The sequence below is a fragment of the Butyrivibrio sp. YAB3001 genome (assembly GCF_900112195.1).
Lineage (GTDB): Bacteria > Bacillota > Clostridia > Lachnospirales > Lachnospiraceae > Butyrivibrio.
The window spans coordinates 255,792-282,095 of the sequence record NZ_FOKR01000003.1 but is presented as its reverse complement, the minus strand read 5'-3'; the positions used below and the strand labels follow the sequence as shown (position 1 = coordinate 282,095).

Here is a 26,304-nt window from a genome sequence, read left to right as displayed (position 1 = left end):
TGGCCTTCCTTAGTTTTTTTATTTACGATGATAATGTGTTAAGATATTAAAATAGTAAAAATACAGGAGATTTACATGGATAAGAAACAAAAATTACTTGATCTTATAGATAAGGCAGGGAAGGGGAGCATAGAAGCTGCAGAGCAGATCGCTATAGGTTACTTTAATGGGGATTTTGGCGAAAAGAATCCTACAAAAGCTAAGAAGTGGGCTTCTTATGCTGCTAAACATGGAAGCGAAGCTTCAATGGAATTGCTGGAAAAGCTATGAAGAGCATAAATGATAATAATCTTTTTGCACTAAAAACTATTCCTGTAATTGTTTCATTATTTGGAACTTTAGCTTTGAGTGGTTGTGCATCAGGTGCAAATGATGTGACAACGACTTCTGATCAAGATAAAAATGCCTCTATTCCGTTGATTGATGAGTATGACGCGGAAATGAAAAGTGCACATTTCATAAGTGCGCCCGTTATAGATAAGAATGATATAGATAAAGAAATCTCTGAATATGAGGCTTCATATAATATGCTCGTCGGAAGCAATGAGGCATATTTTGTGCTGGGTGATGAGACGGGTGAATATGGAAGACTGATATTATTTGGACTTAGAACATCTTCTGATGGTGATAAATTTATTTTCAAGAGCTTTAATAACGGGACTGAAGATAAAGTTTTCTATAAAGAAATATTGCTACAATCTGCTTCTGATGCAGAAAATGTTTTTGAGGTTAATATTAAAGTAACCGGTGAACAGGCAGAGGTTGGCATAAACGGAGAATACGTTGGCGCCATTGATATTCCGAAATTTTCACTGGGATGTGTTGGAACCTATAATAACAGAGGCGTTGATGTTGCACATATTGATGATATATCCGTAAAGTGCAAAGAGCAGGTTCTATTCGAAGATGACTTTGATGGAAACTTTGCAAATAATCTTTTTGATTATGATTATGCCGGCACTGCAGAAAGCGCTTTTTCACCTTACTATGTAAAATTGGATTACGATACCAAGGGGAAAAGTCTTATAGTGCCTTCGGGATTTATAATATCAGAAACTAAGAAAGACTGTGCTAAAACTTTCAGAAAAGAGTTTGATGCGGATAAAGGTAAAATTGAGAGCGCATATCTTTATATGACAGCATTTGGAAGTTTTGATATTACACTTAATGGCCAGAAAGTGTCTGAAAACTTTTTTGAGCCTGGGAAAATGGTTTTTGACCAGTATTTAAACTATGTTTCCTACGATGTTACAGATTTTTTGGAAAAGAATAATACTCTTTCTATAGAGCTTTTTCATGGATTTTTTGACAGAGGAGTTGGATATCCTGAGACTGCAACTCCATGGGGGAAGCGCCTTGCTGTTAAGGGCGAGCTTGTCATCAATTATAAAGATGGCAGCAGAGAGATAATTCCTACCGATGATTCTTTCAAGGTTTCGAGTGAGAGCAGATATAGATCTGATGACATATATCAGGGTGAGATGATTGATGACAGGATTGGTGCCGAGGAATCAGGCGATTGGACAGATGTGGCAGTTGATGATGTTCAGGAGCATCTATTAAATCTTCCGATTTATAAAAAAGAAAACGAGTCAATCGCTTGCACTGAAAAGCTCAAGGCTCTAAGTGTTTCTGAGCCTGTTCCGGGGCATTTTGTGTATGACTTTGGGCAGAACATAGCAGGAACAATTTCTGTGGATTTTGGCAAGCTGAAAGATAATAGTGCGGCAGAAGGAGAGGTTGTTACATTTAGGTATGGTGAGCTTCTTAATTCCGAGCAGATGGTAAATTCGGATGATGAGCCGGGAACTGTCTGGACGCAGAATCTGCTAACTGCAAGAAACACTGATTATTATGTCTTTGGAAAAGAAAAAGATAAAAAGGTTACTTTTTTACATACATATCACGGTTTTAGATATGTTGAAATTACAGGACTTTCAAATGCGCTTGATGCAGATGCGCTGGAAGCGCTAGTCTTATCATCTGATTTGCAGGAGACAGGCGACTTTAAGTGTTCTGACGAGATAATAAATAAATATTATTCGAATTCTGTTTACAGCTTAAAGTCAAATCTCATGGATGTGCCAACTGATTGTTGTCAGAGAGATGAAAGGCTTGGCTGGACGGGTGATGCACAGCTTACATCTTTATTTGCAATGTATAAATATGATGCAGAGTCTTTTTATAGAAATTACCTAAAAGAAATCCGGGCTATGCAGGGGAATGACGGTCTGATAAGCGATGTGGCTCCTGCAAGGGATCTCTTTGGAGGACATAGCTGCTGGGGAGACTGCATAATAACAATTCCCTGGAACCTGTATCTGCAATATGGTGACGACAGCGTAATTCGTGAGAATATTGATGCTGCTACAAAATGGTTGGATTATCTTGTCTCTAATTCAGAAGATTTTCTTTTTACTTCAGGAGGCTACGGAGATCATTTATCCATGCAGAATACACCTGAAACGCTTAGCGATACTGCGTGGTGTGCGCATTCAGCCAGAATTTTGGCTAAGATGTATAAAACAATCGGAGATAAGGAAAACTTTGATAAGTACAATAATATTGCAGATAGTTTTACAGATAGCTGGCAAAAGACATTCATAAGAAGTGATGCTTCATTAGAAGGCGGCATACTTATCGATGGTGCAGAGACAGAGACTGCATATTCTCTGGGTATTTCATTTGAGCTTTTTCCGAATGAACTGATGGATGCGGCAGCCGGAAGGCTTAAACTGCTGACGGAGTACGGAGGATATATCTTTTACCCCGGATACTCAGGACTATCGTTTTATCTGCCTGCACTGTCAGCAAATGGATATATAGATGATGCGGTGGAGGCTATGACCAATACTTCTTCCGGTGGTCTTGCTCATCCAGTCACACTTGGACTTACCACTAATCCTGAGGAGATTGGCGCATTTAAGTATAATGATTTTGAGGGTAATGAGTATCCTGATGGAAGATATTATGTTAGCGGTTCGCTTAACCATGCGGCATATTCATCGGTGGCAACGTTCTGCTTTACTGATATTTTGGGGATTGTACCTGATGAAGAAATGCCAGGATACAAGCATTTTTATATACAACCAAAGATTGGAAGTATGCTCACGAGCGCTGAAGGCAGTTTTATTTCACGCTATGGGAAAATAAGTGTTTCCTGGAATCTTGATGAAAAGCAGCTTTCATGCACGATACCTGATGAGAGCACATGTACACTGATTCTTCCCAATGGAGAGAGTCATGAGCTTTCAAGTGGTGAATATATATATAGTCTTGACTGAAATGGCGGAAACCTGCATATATGGTGGCTTTCGTGCAACAATGAATCTAAATGGTAAAAAATATTGTTACGATGAGGTGAAAAATGAAAAGCATACTCGATTATGAAACCGTTGCATTGGTTGATGAAGCTGATGCAATAGAAATTATTGACCAGACTCTTCTTCCTGGAAAAATTGAGATTATAAGACTCTGCACCGCAAAAGAAATATGGGATGCAATTTATCTTTTGCAGGTACGTGGAGCACCGGCTATTGGGGTAACTGCCGGCTTTGGAATTTATCTTTTGATGAAATATTCAAAGGCGCAGTCTTACGATGAATTTATGGAAGAGGTTAAGGAAAAGAGTGATTATCTCAATTCTTCAAGACCTACCGCGGTAAACTTATCATGGGCACTAAAACGCATGGAAGAGTGTGTGAAAAAGTTCTGTAGTGAAGCAGGTTCTTTTGATAAAGAAGCGGTAATTGCCAGAATGAAAGCCGAAGCTGAAAAAATCAAGGCTGAGGATATTGAGGTTTGTAGAAAAATCGGAGAATTCGGGCTTTCACTTATTAAAGATGGTGACGGGATTTTGACACATTGCAATGCAGGACAGCTTGCAACCTGCAAATATGGCACAGCGACAGCTCCTATGTATCTTGCTCATGAAAAAGGAATGAAGATAAAAGTATACTGCGATGAGACAAGGCCTCTTTTGCAGGGCGCAAGGCTTACGGCATTTGAGCTTCATTCAGCAGGCATTGATACAACACTTTTGTGCGATAACATGTCCGCATCACTTATGAAAAGCGGAGCTATAAATGCAATCTTTGTTGGATGTGACAGAGTTGCAGCAAACGGAGACGCCGCAAACAAAATAGGAACCAGCGTTGTTGCCACTGTTGCAAAAAGGTATGGAATTCCATTTTATGTCTGCGCTCCAACGTCAACAATTGATATCAGTACTCCAACAGGAGGAGACATTAATATTGAGCAAAGAAAACCTGAAGAAGTGACAGAAATGTGGTATAAAGAGCGAATGGCACCTGAGGGAGTAAAGGTATACAATCCGGCATTTGATGTCACAGATAATGAGTTGATTTCAGGTATCGTCACAGAATACGGAGTACTTCATGCCCCTTACGACAATGCAATCGCGGAGCTCTTTAATCATAAATGATTCTGCGGTTAGCGCATTTCTGTGACTAAGACGTATTAGAATGAATCTAGTGTAGTTGTTTTATATTAACTCGACTATATGCTAGCTTAAATTTTAAATCTGCTGAGTTGTCATAGTTGATGTTAACATTAACGCGTTGAGTATTGTTTAATAAAGTGATAAAATATATTTGTTAGAGTATCGTGACTGACAATATTCAAATGGATATGAACATCATGTTTAGTATTTGAATTTGTTAAAAATAGTTAGGCATCGATAATCTGCAAGCGATGAATTGACTTGCATAAAAATATAAAATTAATGGAGGGCGATATGGCTAGAAAAGTAGTTTTGGCGGGAGCATGCAGAACAGCAATCGGAACAATGGGAGGCGCATTATCTACAACACCTGCACCTGCACTTGGTGCAATAGTTATAAAGGAAGCGCTTAAAAGAGCAGGAGTTAAGCCTGAGCAGGTTGATGAAGTTTACATGGGATGCGTTATCCAGGCTGGACTTGGACAGAACCCTGCAAGACAGTCAGCAATCAATGCAGGAATTCCTGTAGAGGTTCCGGCAACAACTATCAATGTACTTTGCGGATCAGGTCTTCACTGCGTAAATCTTGCAGCAAAGCTTATCGGCATGGGTGATGCTGATATTATCGTTGCAGGTGGTATGGAGAACATGTCAATGGCTCCTTATCTTATGCAACAGGGCCGTTATGGCTACAGAATGGGATCCGGAGAGCTTCAGGATGCGATGATCAAGGATGCTCTTACAGATGCGTTCGGCGGTTACCATATGGGAATCACTGCTGAGAATATCGCTGAGCAGTGGCATCTTACAAGACAGCAGCTCGATGAGTTTGCAGCATGGTCACAGAATAAGGCTGAAACTGCGATAGCAGCAGGCAAATTCAAAGAAGAAATCGTTCCTGTTGAAATAAAGAAAAAGAAAGAAACAATTATTTTTGATACAGATGAAGGTCCAAGAAAAGGCGTGACTGCTGATGGTATTTCCCACCTTAAGCCTGCATTTAAGAAAGATGGCGGCGTTGTTACAGCTGCGAACTCTTCAGGAATTAACGATGCTGCATCAGCAATCATCGTAATGAGCGAAGAGAAGGCAAAAGAACTTGGCGTTAAGCCACTTGGAACATGGATTGCAGGAGAACTTGCAGGTGTAGAGCCAAGCATCATGGGTATTGGACCTGTTGCAGCAACTCAGAAGGTTATGAAAAAAGCCGGATATACAATCGGCGATTTCGAGCTCATCGAGGCAAACGAGGCATTTGCAGCTCAGTCTGTAGCTGTTCAGCATGACCTTGGATTTAGCAATGATGTTCTCAATGTAAATGGTGGTGCTATTGCACTTGGCCATCCTGTTGGATGTTCGGGAAACAGAATTCTTGTTTCTCTTTTGTATGAGATGCAGAGAAGGGATGCTCATAAGGGACTTGCCACATTGTGCGTAGGTGGTGGAATGGGCTGCGCTGCCATAGTTGAAAGATAAAAAAGATACCGAAAACTGATTTTTAGAATTTGTTTATGACCAGTGTACTGATATGCCGTATTATCAAATACCGGCATATCAGCACACCGGATAATTATCAGGAGGCGTAGATGGCTGATCGATCAATTCTGATTGTTGATGACAATGAGATCAACAGAGGGATTCTTGGAGAGATTTTCAGAGATAAGTACAATATCCTAGAGGCAGGAGATGGTGTTCGAGCTATGAAAATGATCGAGCAGTATGAAGATGCGCTGGCCGCTATTCTTCTTGATATTGTCATGCCTCAGATGGACGGCTATGAAGTGCTTGAGGCAATGCAGAGCAAGGATAATCTTAATGACAGCATTCCTGTCCTTATGATCACTGCAGATACTTCTACAGAGGCGGAGCGTACCAGCTATCAGAAGGGTGCTGCCGATGTTATCCATAAGCCGTTTGATCCGGTCATTGTAGATAAACGAGTTTCAAGAACAGTTGAACTTTTTGATTCCAAGAATAACCTTGAGGATCAGGTTGATGATCAGACAAGAGTTCTTAAGAAGCAGTTTGTTTATTTAAAGAAGCAGGAAGAACGTATTCGAAACAGTAATGAAAGAGTTATCGACACGATAGCTACTATCGTTGAGTTTAGAAGTATGGAGTCCAGTTATCACTTGAAGCGAATAAAGGGCTTTGTGCGAACGCTTGCTCTTACAGCGATGAATAATTATCCGGAACTTGGTCTTAATCCGCATCTTATAGATGTAATCACTCAGGCTTCTGCGATGCATGACATTGGGAAAATTTCTGTTCCCGATTCAATTCTGCTTAAACCTGGACGTCTTTCCAATGAGGAATTTGAGGTTATGAAGTCTCATACCACCAGGGGAAGCGAAGTAATAGAGATGATCAAGGATGTTCAGGATAAAGAATATAATGAGCTGTGCCTTGATATATGCAGACATCATCATGAGAGATATGATGGCGGCGGTTATCCTGATGGACTAAAAGGCGAAGAAAATTCGATTGCAGCTCAGCTTACAGCAATCTCAGATGTTTATGATGCTCTTGTAAGTGACAGAGTTTATAAGGCGGCTTATCCTTTAGATAAAGCATATGAAATGATCAAGAATGGCGAATGTGGTGTATTTTCCCCTAAGATCATGGCTTGTTTTGAATTTGCAAGACCTGATATGGAAAGACTTGTTCTACAGACAAAGGCTGCAGAAAAGGCAGAAAAAGGGTATTCGCCAACTGCGACATAAAAGTTGCGTAGAAAAATAAAAAATAAGCTTGACAAAAAAGCGGGAGATAAATATAATATATTTTGTTGTCGAGCTTAATAAGTGCGTGTAGCTCAGCTGGATAGAGCGTCTGGCTACGGACCAGAAGGTCGTGGGTTCGAATCCTGTCACGCACACTCGCTAGAAAGTCATTCATTTCGGTGAATGACTTTTCTTTTTGTCTAAAATTATATTTGATCATGTATACTTAATGAATTTTCAGAAAAAAGCATTATTAAATTTCAAATCCAATAATATATTATTAGATGTCTTATCCGAGAGTTTATAATTTGTTTATAATTTCTTATAAACTATATTTAGTTCATAGTTAATTTCCAGTTCTTATGAAAGCGCATACATTATTTCCTTCAATTATTGATAAATCCCATAGAATTGACGATTGAGAGCTATTGTAATATATGGCAATAACAAGATATCGTCAGCAACATAGCAATTGCCTATTTGGGTTGTGCCAAATGCACAAAAATCGCCTGTGAACTTTGTCTAAAATAAAGCGATTTCGATGAAAGAAACTCGATTATTCCTCTTGTTTTCGTCATTATTTATATGCTAAGATAAAGGCACGTTTTACAAGAAAATGTAAGCGTTTACATTATTAAGAAAGTATAAATTCTCAAATGATATTGCAGAAAGATACATTTACTGAGTGCTTTGTGTAATAATGAACGACCTTACATTTCAACAAAGATTGGGAGGATGCAAAATGAACAAAGGCAGAAAGTGGGGATGGCGTTTTGGGAGTAAAACGCTCGCTTCGATCATGGCTGCGTCTATGGTGTTTTCGTCTTTTTCTGCAGCAATGCCAGGGGGAATGGCGTTTGCCAACGAAAACAATGCTGATAATGACGAAATGATCCAAGAGGCGACCAGCGAGAGTACGAATGAGGCTTCTGTGGAAGACACAGATGATAAGTCCCATGAAGCAGAAAGCGGCACTGAAAACGCCAGTGAAGGTAATGCAGGTGAGGATAAGGAGTCTGATGGCGCTTTGACAGATGGTGAGGATGTCAAAGATGAAAAGACATCTGATTCTGATGAATCTTCTGAAAATGCCGGAGAAGGCAGTGGCGAGGATTCTGGCGATGTTGATCCTAACAAGGATGAAGATGACAAATTTGCCAGAGATAAAAAGCCGGTAAAAGAAGAAACAGATAAAGAATCTTCGGAAAAAGAAGAACTGGATAAGGAAGCATCAGATAAAGAAAAAACAGATAAAGAAAAAACAGATAAAGAAAAAACAGATAAAGAAAAAACAGATAAAGATAAAACAGATAAAGAAAAAACGGATAAAGATAAATCAGATAAGGAAAAGTCTGACAAGGACACAGAGAAGGATACAAAAGGTAGCGAAGAAACGGATGTAAAAGCTGATATCGTTTCAGAAAGATCTTTTGACGATTCAAAGGTTGATGTATGGGATTTTGGTGCAGAAAATCTCGGCGAAGAGTTCAATAACAGACTTGATGCAGCGATAATGAACAGCTTTTACTCAGTAGAAGCCGGAACAAACGGGAATAATATCACATCCTTTAGCCTGGATGATGGAGACTTTGTTTTTGAAGACGGAGGCTTTACTACATATCATCGTTTGAGAACCATTAACAATTCTCTCACAAGGTATGATGAGAATTCTCTTAAGGATTCCGAAGGAAATGTGTACAGCGGATACCTATACTGCAATAAGAACAGCACCGATGCAGTATATCTGGCAGTTGATTGTAGAGCGGATGACACTATTACAGCTTATGTTGCAAGTAACGGGCTTGATTCAGACATTCATTTCCAAAATTTAAATGATGCCTCTGATGATTCATATCAAACTCATTCATTGGGAAAAGAAACTGTGTCAAAGATGTTCTTTTATCCGGCTAAGGATGCAAAATACAAGATCTTTTCATCTAATGAAAAGCTTGTAGTGGCAAGAGTGATTCGTGAGCATGCTGAATATGCAAACCTTTCAGGAAAGGTTTGCAGCTCCGGATTGGAAGGTTCTTTTGACATAGTATTTACAAATATTAAGAACGGCAAAGAAGTAAAGGCAGCTGTGACAGATGGAAAGTTTTCAGCAGTTCTGGCAAAGGGCTTTGAATATTCACTTTCTTTGGAGGGAGCAGATGATTATGCAATAACATCTGATGGTACAGTTAGTATTTCTTCCGATGAAACAGTTGAAATTACGGTTGAGAAGGGCGCTCAGAAAGAAGAACCAAAGCAGCAGGATGATGAGAAAGAGGCGGTAGTTTATTCTGTGGAAGCAGATGCTCTTTCGACATTTGCGGCAGGCGCAAAGGCTGATGGTGAGACTGAGAGAGTTGGAACAGATAATTACTTTACATTGGTTTATTCGGCAAAATCTAAAGTAGATGCAAGCAAGAAAACCTGGGAAGATGATTATTCTGCCACTCAGAGAATCAATTTTGGCGGAGCTGCTACGCCTGAGAAAAACTCAATTAAATTCACAACATCAGGTGAAGCTACTGTAAAAGTATGGTGGGCACAGGGCGGAGATGACAACCGTCAGATGGCTATACTTGATGGAAGCGGAAACAAGGTTTGTGTTACAGAGGGAACTTATACCAAGAATAGCCCATACATTTCAACACTTAAAGTTGAAGAAGCCGGAACTTACTATCTCGGCTCTGCCACAAGCAATAACTACATATTCAAGGTTGAAGTGACGGATGGAGCACCTGCTGAAGTAGAAAAAGCAGAGTGGAGCAAGGTTAAAGCCCCGGTTATAAAAAGTGTTTCTCTTGATAAAAAAGATGAAGGCAAGATAGAAGTTGCAGTTGATGCAGTTGTTGGCCTGGCAGGTGGAGATAAGCTGACAGTTACTATGTTTGATAAACAGAATGAGGAAGTGACTTCTTTATCTTCATCAGCTGAGAAAAAGGAATTTAGCTTCAGCTTTGCGCCTAAAAAGACAGGAACATACCATTTTGCAGCATCTCTTACAAGAGAGGATGAAAGCGAAGCAAAAGAAAGTAAAGAATCAGATGAATTTCTTTTCACACTTCCACTTGCACAGCCTGAATTTAAAAATGCAGTAAACAGGGGAAGCGGCAAGGTTACAGTTAAGTTTTATTCTGTTGCGGAAGCAACAAGCTATATTTTATATGCTGCCGACAAGACAGACGAAAAGACAGCAATGTCTAAGGCAGTTGTTAATGCCAAAGAGGCAGATGTTGACAATAAGACTGAGTATGAATATGCATTTGTGGGATTAAATGTAGGACATGAGTATGAATTTACATTGATCGCTGCAAGAGATGATGACAGGTCAAAAGAAAATACAATGACGATCATGGTTACTGAAGAAGGCGAGCGTGAATGGATATTCTCAGCTTTTGGACAGGGTGTTTCAAAAGGAGTAAATACAGGGGCATCAGTAAACGAGGATGGTTCTGTTACAGTATGGAATATCGGAAATAAGGGAAAGCTTGTGCCGGCTTCAACGGATGGACTTTCCTTCTACTACACACAGATACCGGCAGATAAGAACTTCACACTTACTGCTACAGCTACAATTGATTCCTGGACATTTACAAACGGACAGGAAGGCTTTGGACTTATGGCTGCTGACCGTGTGGGAGTAAATGGCGATGCCAGCGTATTTTGGAATAACTCATATATGGCATCAGGAACCAAGGTAGAATACTATTACGACAGCGAGAAGAGTGAAGCAACCAAGGATGAGACAGGTACAAAGATTTCCATGAAACTCGGACTTGGCGCTCAGGAAAAGATTGGGGTAACACCTGAAAATCTTTCAAGACTTGAAGCAAATGATACAGCTACAGTACAGGGTGAGTTTTCAAGTTCAATGTATACACTTGAAACAAGCTGTGGTGCAAACGGAACTGGAGTTTATAATCTTTTTGCAAAAGAGTCAGGTGGAAAAGCTCAGGGAACAATTGAGAACCCTATAGAGAAAGTAAGACTTAGAATTCAGAAGAATAATACTGGCTTCTTTGTAAGCTATCTTGATGAGAATGATAATGCAATATCTACAAAGAAATTCTATGATACACAGGCTTTGTCAAAACTTGACAGCGAAAATATTTATGTTGGTTTCTTTGCATCAAGAACCTTTAAGGCAACATTCAGCGACGTTACACTTGATATCATAAATCCTGAAGATGACGCACCGGCTGAAGCTAAGCCTGCAACAATGGTTGCTCCAAACTATAAGATCATATCTGCATCTTATTCAAATACAGCAAGATATGAGCTTATGTACACAGGAAATGCAGATGGTATTCTTTCTGTAAAAGATAAGAATCAAAAGCTTTTAATTGATGCAAAAGAAGTAAAGGCCGGAGAAGTTGTATGCGAGGCGACAAGACTTGTAAAGGGCACAAATACATTTACAGTCACATTCACACCTAATGCTGATTTTCATCCTGAGGAAGATGAGTCTAAGATTCTTTCTTCCTATGAGACTGCAGAATTTGAGCATGTTGTTGAGTATTCAGTGATAAACAGTGAAGAAAAGCTCTATGTTTCTCCTACAGGAACAAGTGATGGAGAGGGAACAAAGGAAAGCCCTGTCGATGTTTATACAGCAGTTAAGCATGTTCAGCCGGGACAGACTATTGTTCTTGAAACAGGAGTTTACAGCCTTACAGATACGGTTAAGGTAGAAAGAGGAATTGACGGAACTCCTTCAAAAATTATAAGAATGGAAACAGAGAACGGAAGAGCTGTTTTTGATTTTAACAGCGCATGCGCAGGCTTTATCTTTGCAGGAGATTACTGGCACATCAAAGGAATAGACTGCACAAAGTCCGGAAACTCTTATAAGGGAATTCAGATTTCAGGAAGTCATATTACTCTTGAAGATGTAAGAGCTTATGAAAATGGCAATACAGGTATTCAGGTAAGCAGATATCTTGGTTCAGACACAAGAGAATTCTGGCCAAGCTACGACCTTATCCTTAACTGCACATCCTATGGAAATGCTGATGCTGGATATGAAGATGCGGACGGTTTTGCTGCAAAACTTACTTGCGGGGATGGAATAGTATTTGACGGATGTATTTCTTATAATAATGCAGATGACGGATGGGATTTATTTGCAAAGGTTGAGACAGGAAGCATAGGTCAGGTTACAATCCAGAACTGCGTAGCATTTGCCAATGGTTATGGCCTTGATGGAAAAAGTGAAGGAAACGGTAATGGATTTAAGATGGGCGGTTCAAGCATTGCTGGCGCTCATAAGCTTATCAATTCTGTAGCCTGGGGTAATAAGGCAAAAGGAATTGATTCAAACTCAGGCCCTGATATTCAGGTATATAACAGCATGTCATTCAACAATGGCAGCAATAACGTAGCTCTTTATACTAATGATGCTGCTAATACAGATTATTACGTAAATGGTGTAATGTCATACCGTACATCAGGAACTGATAAAAATGAGAACTTCAAGTTAAAGGGAAGTCAGGATTCAGGAAAAGTATATGGGAATCACAACTTCTACTGGATGGATGGCAGAGCAGCAAACGCTAATGGACTTACTGCAACTGATGAATGGTTTGTTTCTCTTGATGCTCCTTATGCAAATGCTTCTGACCCATATGCTGTTGCGGCAGGACTTAGAGGGGCTGATGGCAAAGTAAATCTTGGAGATTTCTTAAAACTCAGCGACGCCGGAATAAATGCTCTTTCAGATGCCGGAATTAACTGCAGTGAAGTAGTTGCAAGTCTTGGCGGTGAATATAGCGCTCCTACAGGAGAAAGAGATATCACAGGCTCAGATGAAGATGCCGACAAGGATAAAGAAAAAGAAGAAGCAGATGAACCTGAGACACCGGATGAACCTGAAAAGCCGCAGGAAAAAGAAATAGAGGGAAGATTCGTTACATGGTGGGGAAGAACTTACTTTATCACCAATGACGGAGAGACACTGACAGGCCTTCAGAAGATTCATGGAGATAAGTATTTCTTTGGACAAAATGGAGCAATGACACGTTTATCATTTGTGACAGTAGACTGCAAGACCTACTACTTTGGACTTGATGGAAGGGCTGTAAAGGGATTTATGAACAGACTTCTTTCTACTTACTATTTTGATGAGGAAGGCGTCCTTCAGAGAAATATGCTTGTAGAAGAGTGTGGAAATACCTATTATATCAACAACTGCGGACAGGTTGTTAAGAGCAGCTTTGTTGAATTTGATGACGGAATCAGATATTTTGATCTGAGAGGTCGCATGGTGAGAAACTGCACAGTTTATGTGTGGTTCCACAGATACAGATTTGACAACAATGGTATTCTGATTACAAGATAAAAATAAACATTATAGGGACAGTTCTTAACTTGTTATTAAAAGAGTTAAAAGAACTGTCCTTATATTTTTTTGAGAAGATAATTATGTTATAATCCATAATTATGAGAAAAATGGAATTAATAGCCCCATGCCATTTTGGGCTTGAGGCGGTACTAAAAAAAGAAATTATTGACCTTGGTTATGACATTACTGAGGTTGCAGACGGCAGAATAACCTTTGAAGGTGACGCTGACGCTATTTGTCGTGCCAACATTTGTTTGAGGACGGCTGAACGAATACTTATTAAAGTGGGAAACTTCCATGCAGAATCTTTTGAGGAATTATTCCAGGGAGTAAAAAATCTTCCATGGGAAGAATTTATTCCTGTGCGTGGCAAGTTCTGGGTAAAAAAAGCATCCAGTGTAAAGAGTAAGCTCTTTAGCCCTTCTGACATTCAGTCTATCGTAAAAAAAGCTATAGTTGAAAGGTTAAAACAAAACTATCATACTGACTGGTTTAAAGAAGATGCTGAAAGCTACCCTATAAGAGTTTTTCTTATGAAAGATGAGGTTACTGTTGCTCTTGATACAACAGGCGATTCATTACATAAGAGAGGCTACAGAAAACTTGAATCCAAGGCTCCTATTGCGGAAAACCTTGCAGCAGCTTTGATAATGCTGACTCCATGGCATGCGGACAGAATACTTGTTGATCCGTTCTGTGGAAGCGGAACTATACCTATTGAAGCGGCTATGATGGCAGCAAATATAGCTCCGGGAATGAACAGGCATTTTACTGCAGAAAGCTGGAAACACATTATTACGCCTCAGAATTGGAAGGATGTTATTGATGAAGCGAAGGATGAGATAATCACCGATGTGGAAACAGATATCCAGGGATATGATCTTGATCCTGAGATGGTTGATATCGCGCGTATTAATGCTAAGAAGGCCGGAGTGGATCATATGATACATTTCCAGGCAAGGGATATAGCAGATCTTAGCCATAGGAAAAAATATGGCTTTATTATAACCAATCCTCCGTATGGAGAGAGAATCGGAGATCAGGGAGAACTTCCTGCTCTCTATAAAACAATTGGCGCAAGATATAAAGAACTTGATGCCTGGTCAATGTATCTTATTACCGGATATGAGCAGGCAGAGAAGTTCATTGGCAAAAAGGCCGATAAGAACAGAAAAATTTATAACGGCATGATAAAGACATATTTTTATCAGTTTATGGGACCCAAGCCGCCCAAAAGAAATGGATAATTGCAATGAATAATTCAGAAATGAAAAAAATGCTCATCAGGGCATCCATTTTCACGGGCGCTTGTCTTTTTGTCATGCTTCAAAGGTCTGCGACTAAGCATATCATGATCTCAGACGCTGCTGAAATTACTGTTGATATTAATGAAAATCAGTCCTCATATGAGCTTTTGATCGATAATAATGTTTCTAAGGGGCAGAGCGGAAAATTGATCATTCCTATGCCTAAAAATGTTGATTCTGATGATATAATCCTTGAGGATAAGTATATTGACCACGAGTTTAAAATACATATTAACAGCGGAGATGAGGATTTTTATCGCGATGCTAAGATCTTAACCGATCTTGGCATTGTAAAGGAAGCAGAGTGTATTTCGGAAAATGAACATGGTGATATATGCCTTGATTTCAAATTGGATGGTCTATATGCAAACGAGAGCTCACTTACTGAATCAAGGAACATAGAAGTGAGATTTTTCAGGCCCTATGAGGAATATGACAAAATCGTGGTGGTCGATCCGGATTATGAAGGCTCTTTTTCTGACGAGGCTTTTAGTGCTACAGCGAGTAATGATTTATCCCTGGATGTTGCTTTGGAGTTAAAAAAGGTAGCAGAGAAGGATGAGGAAAATAAAATAAAGATCTATTTTACCAGACTTGATAAGAGTGATGCGGGTATTGAAAGAAAACAGCAGCTTATCGAGGAAACCAGACCTGACCTTGTGGTGGGACTGGGTATGGAAACTGTTGATGGCCCGGACAATAGCGGAGTTACGACAAGATATAATGAAAGCTTTTTCCTCCGCAGGCTTAGCAATGCTGATTTTGCTTCGATATTGGAAAAAGAATGTGTTGCTTCGACTATGACAAATGCAGGCGGTGTCATCGCTGCAGATGAGTCAGATTCTCTTTTGATGGAGAGCATTGTTCCTTCTGCCAGGGTTATTACAGGATACCCTGCAGGCTCAGAAAATAAAAAAGCGATATATAGTGAAGAATATCAGAATAAATTAGCATCCGGAATCTATCAGGGAATCAAGGATGCTTTCGAGGTGATGGAATGAGAATAGTATTTGCGACAGGGAATAAGAACAAATTAAAAGAAATACGCAAAATATTGGGGGATTTAGGAATGGAAATTCTCTCAATGGCAGATGTTTCTGTTAATGATGATATAGAGGAAAATGGAAGTTCTTTTGCTGAGAATTCTCTTATAAAGGCAAAAGCGGTTTCTGAGAGATTGAAAGCTTTAAATCCACAGGATGACAGTATCGTGCTGGCAGATGATTCCGGACTTGAAATTGATTATTTAAATGGTGAACCAGGAATCTATTCGGCCAGATATATGGGGCATGATACACCTTATTCTGAAAAAAATGCAGCGATAATAAAGAGACTTGAGGGCGTTCCCGATGAAAAGAGAACGGCCAGGTTTGTGTGCGCTATTTCTGCTGTTCTTCCGGATGGTCGTGAGAAAACCACCTGTGGTACCATGGAGGGTATAATTGGTTATGAGATAGCCGGAAACAACGGCTTTGGTTATGATCCTATTTTCTTCCTGCCTGAATATGGCAAAACAAGCGCTGAAATCTCAGAAGATGAAAAGAATGCCATAAGTCATCGCGGAAAAGCATTAAGAGAGATGGAAAAGGCGCTCAGAGAAGTTTTAAAGTAATCTTTTAAAACAGCTTTAATGATTTATGATATCTATATTGCTCTGTAGGATTGTGGTAGTGAATTATGCGAAACAATCCGTGGCATTTTTTGGATATTTACAACATGTTATTGAAATGAGGATAAGTAAGATATGCACAAGTATCTTGTGGTAAGTGATACTCATGGAAGAGATCAGAACTTCTATGATGTTCTTGATATTGAAGAACCCCTTGATGGAATTATTCATTGCGGGGATTTTGAAGGCTCAGAAGGAAAATTTGCCCTTGCGGCAAACTGCCCTGTTTATTTTGTGGCGGGTAATAATGATTTCTTTTCAAGCCTAAACAGGGAACTTGAATTTGAACTTGATGGTCATAATTTTTTTGTTACCCATGGTCATAATTATTTTGTGAGTATGGATTTGGAGAGTATTAAGTCAGAAGGTATTGCAAGAAAATCTGATATAATTATTTTTGGACATACTCATAAACCGGTTGCCAAATGTGTCGACGGAGTTTACCTGTTTAACCCGGGCAGTTTGTCATATCCCAGACAAGAGGGAAGAAAACCAAGTTATTTGCTGCTTTTTATCGAAAATGATGGTACAATTAATTACGAAATCAAGTGCCTAGAAAATCGTTAAAAAATTTATAAAAAATGTATTGACTTTTCTTTCCAAAATAGTATATAATCTTTCTTGCGTCACGGGTTACGAGTGATGCGAAAGAAAAGAACGGGGTGTGGCTCAGTTTGGCTAGAGCACCTGCTTTGGGAGCAGGGGGTCGCAGGTTCGAATCCTGTCACCCCGATTGAGTTTGAAAGAATTAAAAAAAACTCAAAAAAGTTCTTGACTTTTGGAACTGAGTCGTGTAAAATACACAAATGTGTGTTGAAACGAGTAACACTTGCGGGTGTAGTTCAATGGTAGAACACCAGCCTTCCAAGCTGGATACGTGGGTTCGATTCCCATCACCCGCTCTTTGGGCGAAAATACTTAATTACTTTTACATCATTGTTTTGCTCAGTTTAAGCGTGTGTCCGTAGCTCAGCTGGATAGAGCAACGGCCTTCTAAGCCGTGGGTCGGGGGTTCGAATCCCTTCGGGCACACTATTTTTATCTAATTTAACAGTTATTCATGAATCGTAATTCTGAAGTAATTACATGGTGGCTATAGCGTAGTTGGTTAACGCGCCAGATTGTGGTTCTGGAGATCGAGGGTTCGAGTCCCTCTAGCCACCCTCCAATACAGTAGTTTTTGCTGATAATGGGCTATCGCCAAGCGGTAAGGCACAGCACTTTGACTGCTGCATACGACGGTTCGAATCCGGCTAGCCCAGTTAGTGCGACGGATTTCAATACACCGTTGCACATGGAAAATCAAATATGGGATACTAGCTCAGGTGGTAGAGCACTTGACTTTTAATCAAGTTGTCGGGGGTTCGAATCCCCCGTGTCTCATTGAGAAGAACGCTTAACTCTGATGGTTAAGCGTTCTTTTTGTTGTATAATCTTTTAAGAAAACTATTTACTACTACAGCGATAGGCTTTCTGAAGTGATTATAGCAGTATAATAATTGAGATGATGATTGTTTAAAATATTTTTGTTATTACGATAAGTGCCGGGAGTTTAATAAATGAAGTTAATTAGAAAAAATTTCTATATTACATGTATAGTTGCATCATTAGTAATTCTTTCAATATGCTCAAAATCTTCATTTCTTTATCCTATCAACAATTGGGGTGATGCAAGTTGTTATTATGTTATAGGAAAAGGGATTTTGCATGGATTAGTTCCATTTAAGGACTATGCTGAACAAAAAGGACCTGTAATATTTTTTTTGTATTCAATGGGCTTACTTATTAATGAAAACAGTTTTATAGGTATATTTATTCTTGAAATTATATGTGCTTCTATATTTCTTTATTTCTCGATAAAGACAATATCTTTGTTTTTTTATGGCTCTAGATATGAGGTTATAATAGCATTTGGCCTTTCGGCGATAGTATATAGTTCAAGGCTCATGAGACATGGAGGAGGGCCAGAAGAACTCTCGCTTTGCATTATGTCCTACGCCATTTATTTAGGAGCTAAATACTTTATATGTAAGAAAATACCAGATCATTTAGAAATGCTTATGCTGGGAGTTTGTGCAGGGCTTTTATTTTGGACAAAGTACACTCTCTGTGCATTTTACATTGGCATACTCGCATTTATGTTCATCAATTCTGTTCGGAACAAGGAACTAAAGATTTTTGTCATTCGAATTGCTTTATTTATAGCAGGGTGCATACTTATTTCTATTCCAATTCTTTTATACTTTGCATTTAACAATGCCTTGCCGAACTTATATGAATGGTATTTTTATAACAATATTTTTAATTACACAACAAATGAAAAGTATGACGTAGGGATAGTAGGAAAACTACTTATTGCTGACCGGATTCAGCGTGATTATCATAATATATTAGCTAATATACTTCTGGTCATAGGCGGTGGATGGTTATTAAAGAAAAAACATTTCAGTATATTATGTATGTTTTTGTTTACTTACTTATTTTCCTTTTTCGTATTCAATGCGAGTGTCCCTCATCTGTATAGTAATTTGCCTCTTTTGGCATTTTGTTCATTTGGCTTTTTGCCTATAGTAGATATTTTGCAAAAAAAATCATTCAAGGATAATCATATACAAAAAGGGATATACATTATATCCTGTGTTGGTATAGCTTACATATTCTGCATCCATACCTATGATTTACTAAAACCTAAGGATACCATTCCTCAATATATTTTTGCAAAAGAAATGTCTGATATCAGTGGCGATGACTATAATATGTTGTATTATGGCAAACTTGATCCGGGTTTTTACTTTGCCTCTAAACAAATACCAAAGTATAAAGCTTTCGACTCACTTAATATTGGAGGCGATGAACTTAAAAACATGCAAAAGCAATACATTACCAGTAAAAATCCTGACTATATTATTACCACATACTTTATATTATGCGATTCTAAAGACTATGATTCCGTATTAGAAAATAATCGTGACGCATATGAGAATGATAACGAAATAATAGTCGCATTTAATGATTTTGGGTATGAGCTTATTGATGAAATGCATTTTTATTTTGAAGAACGGGATTTTATTGCGAGATTGTACAAAAAAATAAAATAAAATATAGTATAGTATGATGTAACTCATTAGCCGGGGAATTGTTTTTTATTTAATTGGAGAGGAATGCGAAGCAATTTCCTTTGAAATAAAAAAGGCTCTTCATGTTAATGCATGAAAAGCCTTGATTCTAGTGCGGATAACAGGACTAAAACCAACACATTAGTTAATATCTATACTTTTAATGAAAGTATCACATTTTATATCACATAGTAATAATAAAATCTTTTTTTCTGAATTTATCTAAATTAAAAAATCCATAAAAAAATAAATTGGTTAATTTAATAATGCTTTGTATATAAATAATTCACAAAATGCGTAAATAAATACACATAATGTTAAAAAGTTACGACATGCACATTAATTTTAATCAAGTTATCACGCCACAAAATGGCTTAAATACGGCATGATAAACTTTTCAATGATTAATTTTAATGATATATATATCGTAATAGTAATAACATAATAATAGCAAAAAAGGATATAAAAAAATGGCAAATGAAGTTTTAAAAATGGCATTAAAGGAAAGTGGTGTTAAACAATGGGAATTAGCTAAAAAATGCGGTTATTCATCTAATTATTTTTGTGCAAAGTTAAGAGAAGAACTTCCAGAAAAGGAAAAAATGAAACTATTCGCATTTATTCAGGAAATTGAAGAAGAAAAGGAATCAAAAAAATGAGAAAAACAATATACAATGACGATTCAATGAAATTATTAGTAGATACAAACGGGTTAAAAGATATGCTTAGTTCTGGAAGAGAAACTGCAGTAAAAATTGGAACTAAAGCGAATGCAAGAATGCAGATCGGAAAGCGTGTTTTGTGGAATGTTGAAAAAATAAAACTTTTCATAAATAGCAATCCAGAAGATTTATAAAAAATAAAGGGGGGCTGCAATTTGGATAATGGCAAGGCAAAAAAAGAAAAAACAACAACTCAAATCATTTGAAAGTATATGTAGTTATGTTGGCGATAAATTTACAGATAAAGAGAAAAGAAACCAAACCGAAACAATGACAAGAATTAGCGAATCAATGTTGTGTTCGGATTCTTTTAAAAGTTTAAAACCAAGGCAGCAGATGTTGTATATATATTGCAAAGCGCAATATTACGGAAAAAGAAAACCCAAAGACGATAACACCGAATTATATCAAGATGATAGTTTTTTTTATATGAATTGGGGGAAAATTCTTGATTATGGCTTATACACTGAAAAAAGCCATAGTAATTTTTATAAAGATATGCAGGAGTTAGAGAAAAAAGGATTTATAAAAAAGGTGGAAAGCGGAAAAAATAATAGAAAGAAAAACATATATCAATACGTTGATAAATGGGTGGAAAAGTGACAATGCATTTATTTTTAGTAAGTGTAGTTTATAGACCACAGTAACAAGTGTGGTTTATAGACTACACGTAAAGGCAAAAAATACTTTCTAGTGTAGTTTATAGACCACACTTCTTTTAAAAAAAATACAATGCGTTGTGTGGTCTATAGACCACACATATATATATGTATACCATACCATACCTTTATTTTTAGCACTTTTAAAAGTGAGAACTATTTTATTAATGATGGATAAATTGTTATGAAAGAATATAGCGAAATAGTTATAGCTGCATTTGCTACCTTCACAAAAACAGTTGATTTAATGAATGCTACGGGGTTGAGTAAATCAACCATAGTTAAATATAAAAAAGATGAACAATTAAAAGGACTTGCGCAGGAACGAAGGCAGCAGATAGTAAAAGAATCGGTTTATAAATTACAATCTGAATTAACAAAATGCGTTGATGTATTGGCAAAGATACGTGATGATACATCAATAAATCCGCAAGTTAGGGTTTATGCGTGTAATAGTATTATGAGCCATTGGAAAGAGTTTACTTTAACAGTTGATTTGATAGAACGAATAGAACGATTGGAGCAAATAGAAAATGAAAATGAATGAAGAACGGCAGCAGGATATAGAAGTGTATTTTTGCGAGTTTGTAAAAAAGTATAAGCAAGCATTGATGATCATTTATTCTGGAATAAATGATTTAGAGAATATAAGCAAAGAACTAAAAGAGATAAAGCAAAATAAAGCAAATATGAACGAATAAAGGGGGGTATATGCAAGAATATCCAGAGTATGACGAACAAAACAAACGCTTTTATAGATTCGTAGGAAATATAAAAGAATATGCACCGGATATATTAACAACCTATGGAAACAAGGATATACCAATTAGCAAAGAAACAAATAGTATTATTAGACCAGAAGTAAAAACAAAAGGAATATGCCCGTTAAAAGGGAATAATGCGTTTATAAAACAATGTGATAATAATTGTGCATGGTGGAATGGTGACAAATGTATGATAGTGAGTTTAAAAGAACGGCAGCAGGATATAAGCGGCAAATGCCCATTATCACATAATAATTGTTCTTCTGTTTGTGCTCTTTGGGAATCTGGACAATGTGGAATTATTAAAGCTATAAAGCAATGCAGAGAATACGAGAGGAAAACAAAAAACTAAACATGAATAAACCAAGTATAAAAGATTTTTACAAAACACTAGAAGTATTAGAGTATATCAGAGAAGAAATAAAAAACGGAAATTTAGACGGCTGGGGTTTTAACAAAGAACAACTAAATCACGCAATCGAAATAACACACGCAGTAAAAAATATATATTATCCACTCTAAAAACAATATATTACATAAAATAGATTTAATGCGGATAATGTAAGATTATACTAGTTATCGCATAAAATAGGGCTTTATTACGGATAGTATCACTATTAGTATCACAAAAGGGCTTTTTTATAAAAAGCGGAAATAATAATAGAATGGAAAATATATATTAATACGTTGATGAATGGGTTAAAAAGCGATAAAACATTTATTTTTAGTAAGTGTGGTTTATAGACCACAGTAACAAGTGTGGTTTATAGACTACACGTAAAGGCAAAAAATACTTTCTAGTGTAGTTTATAGACCACACTTCTTTAAAAAAAATACAATGCGTAGTGTGGTCTATAGACCACACATATATATATGTATACCATACCATACCTTTATTTTTAGCACTTTTAAAAGTGAGAACTATTTTTATAATTGATGAAAAAGAAAGAAGGGAAACAATGAGTTATTACGAAGATTTAAAAACATTAGTTGATAATGCAAGAAATGAGTGTAAGAGAAAAGCAGAAGAGTATAACAAGTTAAAGGCTGCAAGGGAATCCAAACAATACAACATAGAGTATTTAAGGCAGAATATTTTGCCTAAAATGGATTCATTGAGTAAAGAAATAGAATCAATCAAAGAGAATGTTAGAAAAGAATCTAAAAGGCTTTCAGAGCTGAAAAAGAAAGAAGTAAAAGCGAATGAAGTAATAAAACCGGAAGAACTAACGGAAGATGCTAAATTATTACAAAATGGACTAATACTTAAAGAAAATGATATTGCTGGAATCCTGGAAAGAAATTCAAACAACCGGACAATGACGCAATTAGCAATAAGATACGCAAACGAGCACAATTTAAAGATTGATAAAATGTATCTTCCAGATGATACAAGTATATATGACAGTGCAAACGGGGCAATTAGCAAAATTGCGGATTGGTTAGCAGATGAAGATAAGTATTATACGCCAATGTACAATGTTGTATTCGGTGATAATTCAGCACTAAAAGAAGATTAAAACGGCAGCAGGATATCAAACCATGAATCAAAGCATAATTAAACGCATTGAATTGCTAGAAACAAAGTTATGCAAAGAGCCAATGATAATTATTGCAGCAGATGAAAAAGGCGAAGAAATAAAAACAAATGCTAGAGAATTAAAAAAACATGAAAAATGGTCTTTTTGTAAAATAGTACGTGGTAACGATTTAAGGGGGCTAGATTCGATTTTAGAAAATTTACGTATAAAGGCACTAAAAGAGATAGAAAACGAAAAATAAGGGTATAAAGAACACAAAATAAAGGCATAATAAAAGCACTAGCAACAAGAATTAGTTACTAATGCTTTTATTTCTTTATGGCTGCAAGGCATTATGCAAGACAAAAGATGATAATTTAAACAATACTATATTAGCATTATTGATCATCTCTTTCCATAGTTTCATCAATGGCTTTATTGGCTATCTCTTTTCATGGTTTCATCAATGGCACGTTTAATAAATCCGTTGACGGATTCAGAACGATTTGCTGCATGATTTTTTATCTTTTCGTATTTATCCGTTGTAACGTCTAGCGGAATACGTTTATAATTCTCTTTTTTGTATTTATTAAGATATTCATTTCTATTTGGCATTAGAAAAACTCCAAAAATGTTAGTGCATTAAAGAAATTGTAACAAAGTTACGTACAAAACAAAATATGTTGCGTACACAACAAAAAGATGTTACTATATCGTTGTGTACACAACATGACAAAATAAGACAGAAACAAAAAAGAAGGTGATAAAAACAAAAAAACGGCAAGTTATAACCAAGTAAACAAATAAAATGGGATTAGAAACGATTCGTTTTTTGTTATCTGGACAAAAAAACAATCACAAATAAAATGTGATTAGTATCAAAGACAATCTAAATTAAGGGGAATCAAAAAATATAATAAAAAGTATTTGCTTATAAAATTTATCTAGGCGGTCAAATATAAAATAGACAAATAAACATGAAAAAATGGTAATTGCAAAATAATGATTTTATATCCCGCTATAACAATAAAAGTTGTAGCGGGATATTTGCAAAAAGGGGGGCTATTCCATGAATAATCAAAATAATGTGCTTTGTGCTGCTATGGAAAAAATTGTTATAGAGTGCGAAAAAATTCTAGGACTATCAGAAACAATAAGGTGTGCAAATCTTTCAAGTGAAACACCTTATAAAATGAATGATGCTTTATGGCTATTGGTTGACCAGATGGAACAATTAACAAACGAAGTGCAAACAGTACAAAAAACAATAAATAATTGCGATAAAGAGCAAACGCAAAGCCAAAAAATAGATATTAAAGATCCTGAAAGCTATAAAGGGGATTTTATCAACAATATTGCAAATGAGTATTACTATATTTCAACGGGTTGCGAAGGTGAAAACCAGATAGAAATAGACATACCGGAAGAAATAAAAGAAAAAATGAATAAACTTGATAAGGTTTTAAATAATATTGAATCGAAAATAGGCAGCGAAAAACAATCGGAATTATACACGCTAGTCATGGAATATACGTTAGAATCTGAAAAAGATTCGTTTAAAAAGGGTTTTAAATATGCTTTGAAATTAGCAGGAATGATTTAATATTTAAGGCTGCAAGGGGGCAAAAATGGAAAAAAAGTTAATAAATATGTTTAATGGTTTTTTGTTGTATCTGGGGGTAAATGATGTAGGAAGAAATGAGATAATAACAAGATTCATTGAACAAAGACCAGATAGAGAAGATTTAAATTTATATAGGCAATTTAAAAAAGAATTTGATAGGTGGAATAAAACAAATGGCAAGGCAAAAGAAAACAATTAATGGATATTATAGAAAAACATTCATGTATGAAGGGAAAAGATATTATGTTTATGGAAAAGACCAGAAAGAACTAGTTGAGAAGGTAACACAAAAGCGAAAAGAACTTGAAGAAGGAACACAAAAACACGAAAATCCAACATTAAATCAATATTATGATTATTTCACAGAATTACGATTAAAGGAGCAAAGACCGGCAACCATAAGAGCGCAAAAGTCACAATTTAAGATAATATCAAATGTTGAAATGGAAAATAGTAAATTATTTGGAGAATTAAAGATAAAAGATATAACTAGAAGAGATATAGAAACCGCAAGACAATCTTTGATAGAAGATGAAAAAACACCGGAAAACTTAAATATCTGCTTTGCACATTTAAATCATGTTTTTGAATGTGCTTTGCTAGATGAAACTATTTCTAAAAATCCTTGCAAGGCATTGAAGAAATTAAAAAGAGAATCTGCACCAATCGCAGAAAATAAACATAGAGCATTGAGCGAAAAAGAATCATTACAATTTTTTAAGGCAGCAGATGAAAGAAATAGTATATATTTAAATGTTTTTAAACTGATGATATTAACGGGAATGCGTATTGGTGAAATAGGGGCGTTATATTTAACAGATATAGACAATGATTTTATTCACATAAGGCGAACGATCACAAGGGATATTTACGGAAATTATATTATTGGTGATGATACAAAAACATATTCTGGAAATAGAGATATACCGATAACACCAGATTTAAAACAAATAATCAAAAGACAAAAAGAGTTAAATAATATGCTTTTTGGCTTAGATTGGACAGATACGCTTTTTAAAAGTGGCGAAGGGGAATTATTGCGAGAATATACGGCAAATAGAGAAATAAAAAGAATCTGCAAGGCAATAGATATTAAAAAGTTCACTTGCCATGCGTTTAGAGTAACATTTGCTACAAGATTTATAGAGCAAAGACCGCAGGATTTTAAAATTTTATCTGAATTGTTAGGACATAAAGATATATCTATAACCTTGAATCTATACACTAGGGTTATGAAAGAGAATAAGATAGCAGCAATGAACAATGTAAAAATAATAACATCATAATGGCAGCAGGAGTTAAAAAAGGTGCAAAGCTAGATTTTATCTATATTTGACTATCACACAAAATATCACATTTTGTATCACATAGTTGTCTTTTGTGGGGTGATTTTTTAAAAATATATGT

General features: G+C 36.6%; 23 protein-coding genes and 7 tRNA genes. 29 read left to right on the top strand and 1 reads right to left on the bottom strand.

Translation table 11 applies throughout. The annotated features are described in order from the left end of the window. The first annotated feature begins 75 nt into the window (after window positions 1–75). The 26 genes from BM086_RS04720 (at window position 76) to BM086_RS04600 (ending at window position 23,535) form a co-directional block, all read left to right on the top strand. Window positions 76–270: an SEL1-like repeat protein gene (locus BM086_RS04720; RefSeq protein ID WP_092324176.1), complete on the top strand. Its 195-nt coding sequence runs from the start codon at window positions 76–78 to the stop codon at window positions 268–270. Continuing rightward, window positions 267–3,284, top strand: a complete 3,018-nt coding sequence (locus BM086_RS04715) for an alpha-L-rhamnosidase (RefSeq protein ID WP_092324173.1) — start codon at window positions 267–269, stop codon at window positions 3,282–3,284. Before BM086_RS04720 ends, BM086_RS04715 begins: the two co-directional genes overlap by 4 nt. Before the next feature lie 83 nt (window positions 3,285–3,367). Continuing rightward, entirely contained in the window at window positions 3,368–4,444 is a 1,077-nt protein-coding gene (mtnA, locus tag BM086_RS04710; protein ID WP_092324171.1) for an S-methyl-5-thioribose-1-phosphate isomerase, read from the top strand. Window positions 4,445–4,756: 312 nt separating this feature from the next. Further along, window positions 4,757–5,938 (top strand): acetyl-CoA C-acetyltransferase, encoded by a 1,182-nt coding sequence (locus BM086_RS04705; protein ID WP_092324168.1) that lies wholly within the window; start codon window positions 4,757–4,759, stop codon window positions 5,936–5,938. Between the two features lie 110 nt (window positions 5,939–6,048). Continuing rightward, window positions 6,049–7,185: an HD domain-containing phosphohydrolase gene (locus BM086_RS04700; RefSeq protein ID WP_092324166.1), complete on the top strand. Its 1,137-nt coding sequence runs from the start codon at window positions 6,049–6,051 to the stop codon at window positions 7,183–7,185. A gap of 81 nt (window positions 7,186–7,266) precedes the next feature. Continuing rightward, a tRNA-Arg gene (locus BM086_RS04695) sits at window positions 7,267–7,340 on the top strand. Window positions 7,341–7,927: 587 nt separating this feature from the next. Continuing rightward, window positions 7,928–13,513, top strand: coding sequence for a hypothetical protein (locus tag BM086_RS04690; RefSeq protein WP_092324164.1), 5,586 nt, complete (start codon window positions 7,928–7,930; stop codon window positions 13,511–13,513). 101 nt (window positions 13,514–13,614) lie between these two features. Next, a complete protein-coding gene (locus BM086_RS04685) occupies window positions 13,615–14,763 on the top strand; it encodes a THUMP domain-containing class I SAM-dependent RNA methyltransferase (RefSeq protein ID WP_092324162.1) in 1,149 nt (382 codons plus the stop codon). A 5-nt stretch (window positions 14,764–14,768) separates the two neighbouring features. Beyond that, complete coding sequence (locus BM086_RS04680) at window positions 14,769–15,824, top strand: N-acetylmuramoyl-L-alanine amidase (RefSeq protein ID WP_092324159.1); 1,056 nt, start codon at window positions 14,769–14,771, stop codon at window positions 15,822–15,824. Then, a complete protein-coding gene (locus BM086_RS04675; protein WP_092324156.1) occupies window positions 15,821–16,435 on the top strand; it encodes an XTP/dITP diphosphatase in 615 nt (204 codons plus the stop codon). The genes BM086_RS04680 and BM086_RS04675 overlap by 4 nt, the downstream gene beginning before the upstream one ends. Before the next feature lie 132 nt (window positions 16,436–16,567). Then, window positions 16,568–17,059, top strand: a complete 492-nt coding sequence (locus BM086_RS04670) for a metallophosphoesterase (RefSeq protein WP_092324153.1) — start codon at window positions 16,568–16,570, stop codon at window positions 17,057–17,059. Between the two features lie 91 nt (window positions 17,060–17,150). After that, window positions 17,151–17,225, top strand: a tRNA-Pro gene (locus tag BM086_RS04665). 98 nt (window positions 17,226–17,323) lie between these two features. Next, window positions 17,324–17,394: transfer RNA gene (locus BM086_RS04660), tRNA-Gly, on the top strand. Window positions 17,395–17,450: 56 nt separating this feature from the next. After that, window positions 17,451–17,524, top strand: a tRNA-Arg gene (locus BM086_RS04655). A gap of 56 nt (window positions 17,525–17,580) precedes the next feature. Beyond that, window positions 17,581–17,656, top strand: a tRNA-His gene (locus tag BM086_RS04650). Between the two features lie 26 nt (window positions 17,657–17,682). Further along, window positions 17,683–17,754 (top strand) — tRNA-Gln (locus BM086_RS04645). A 48-nt stretch (window positions 17,755–17,802) separates the two neighbouring features. Then, a tRNA-Lys gene (locus BM086_RS04640) sits at window positions 17,803–17,875 on the top strand. A gap of 176 nt (window positions 17,876–18,051) precedes the next feature. Beyond that, complete coding sequence (locus BM086_RS04635) at window positions 18,052–19,590, top strand: glycosyltransferase family 39 protein (RefSeq protein ID WP_092324150.1); 1,539 nt, start codon at window positions 18,052–18,054, stop codon at window positions 19,588–19,590. A 488-nt stretch (window positions 19,591–20,078) separates the two neighbouring features. Further along, window positions 20,079–20,267 carry a hypothetical protein gene (locus BM086_RS04630; RefSeq protein ID WP_092324147.1) on the top strand — a complete coding sequence of 63 codons (189 nt, stop codon included), beginning with the start codon at window positions 20,079–20,081 and terminating at the stop codon, window positions 20,265–20,267. Beyond that, on the top strand, window positions 20,264–20,464 hold the full coding sequence (locus tag BM086_RS04625; protein WP_092324144.1) for a hypothetical protein: 201 nt from the start codon (window positions 20,264–20,266) through the stop codon (window positions 20,462–20,464). The genes BM086_RS04630 and BM086_RS04625 overlap by 4 nt, the downstream gene beginning before the upstream one ends. A gap of 28 nt (window positions 20,465–20,492) precedes the next feature. Next, entirely contained in the window at window positions 20,493–20,933 is a 441-nt protein-coding gene (locus tag BM086_RS04620) for a hypothetical protein (protein ID WP_092324141.1), read from the top strand. Window positions 20,934–21,173: 240 nt separating this feature from the next. Next, window positions 21,174–21,536 (top strand): hypothetical protein, encoded by a 363-nt coding sequence (locus BM086_RS04615; RefSeq protein ID WP_092324139.1) that lies wholly within the window; start codon window positions 21,174–21,176, stop codon window positions 21,534–21,536. Then, window positions 21,523–21,690 carry a hypothetical protein gene (locus BM086_RS20770; RefSeq protein ID WP_175560105.1) on the top strand — a complete coding sequence of 56 codons (168 nt, stop codon included), beginning with the start codon at window positions 21,523–21,525 and terminating at the stop codon, window positions 21,688–21,690. Before BM086_RS04615 ends, BM086_RS20770 begins: the two co-directional genes overlap by 14 nt. Before the next feature lie 10 nt (window positions 21,691–21,700). Further along, complete coding sequence (locus tag BM086_RS04610; RefSeq protein ID WP_092324137.1) at window positions 21,701–22,105, top strand: hypothetical protein; 405 nt, start codon at window positions 21,701–21,703, stop codon at window positions 22,103–22,105. Window positions 22,106–22,712: 607 nt separating this feature from the next. Next, window positions 22,713–23,273 carry a hypothetical protein gene (locus BM086_RS04605; RefSeq protein WP_092324134.1) on the top strand — a complete coding sequence of 187 codons (561 nt, stop codon included), beginning with the start codon at window positions 22,713–22,715 and terminating at the stop codon, window positions 23,271–23,273. Between the two features lie 22 nt (window positions 23,274–23,295). Continuing rightward, a complete protein-coding gene (locus BM086_RS04600) occupies window positions 23,296–23,535 on the top strand; it encodes a hypothetical protein (RefSeq protein ID WP_092324131.1) in 240 nt (79 codons plus the stop codon). A 173-nt stretch (window positions 23,536–23,708) separates the two neighbouring features. Here the strand turns inward: BM086_RS04600 and BM086_RS04595 are convergent, their stop codons facing one another. After that, window positions 23,709–23,888, bottom strand: a complete 180-nt coding sequence (locus BM086_RS04595) for a hypothetical protein (RefSeq protein WP_092324128.1) — start codon at window positions 23,886–23,888, stop codon at window positions 23,709–23,711. Between the two features lie 454 nt (window positions 23,889–24,342). On the opposite strand from BM086_RS04595, the gene BM086_RS04590 reads away from it, so the two are divergent. The 3 genes from BM086_RS04590 to BM086_RS04580 are packed head-to-tail and all read left to right on the top strand — an operon-like array spanning window position 24,343 to window position 26,183. Next, on the top strand, window positions 24,343–24,876 hold the full coding sequence (locus tag BM086_RS04590) for a hypothetical protein (protein ID WP_092324125.1): 534 nt from the start codon (window positions 24,343–24,345) through the stop codon (window positions 24,874–24,876). Between the two features lie 25 nt (window positions 24,877–24,901). Beyond that, the gene (locus tag BM086_RS04585; protein ID WP_092324122.1) at window positions 24,902–25,096 is read left to right on the top strand and encodes a hypothetical protein; all 195 of its coding nucleotides are present in this window, start codon (window positions 24,902–24,904) and stop codon (window positions 25,094–25,096) included. Beyond that, window positions 25,071–26,183, top strand: a complete 1,113-nt coding sequence (locus BM086_RS04580) for a tyrosine-type recombinase/integrase (protein ID WP_092324119.1) — start codon at window positions 25,071–25,073, stop codon at window positions 26,181–26,183. The genes BM086_RS04585 and BM086_RS04580 overlap by 26 nt, the downstream gene beginning before the upstream one ends. The last annotated feature ends 121 nt before the right edge of the window (window positions 26,184–26,304 follow it).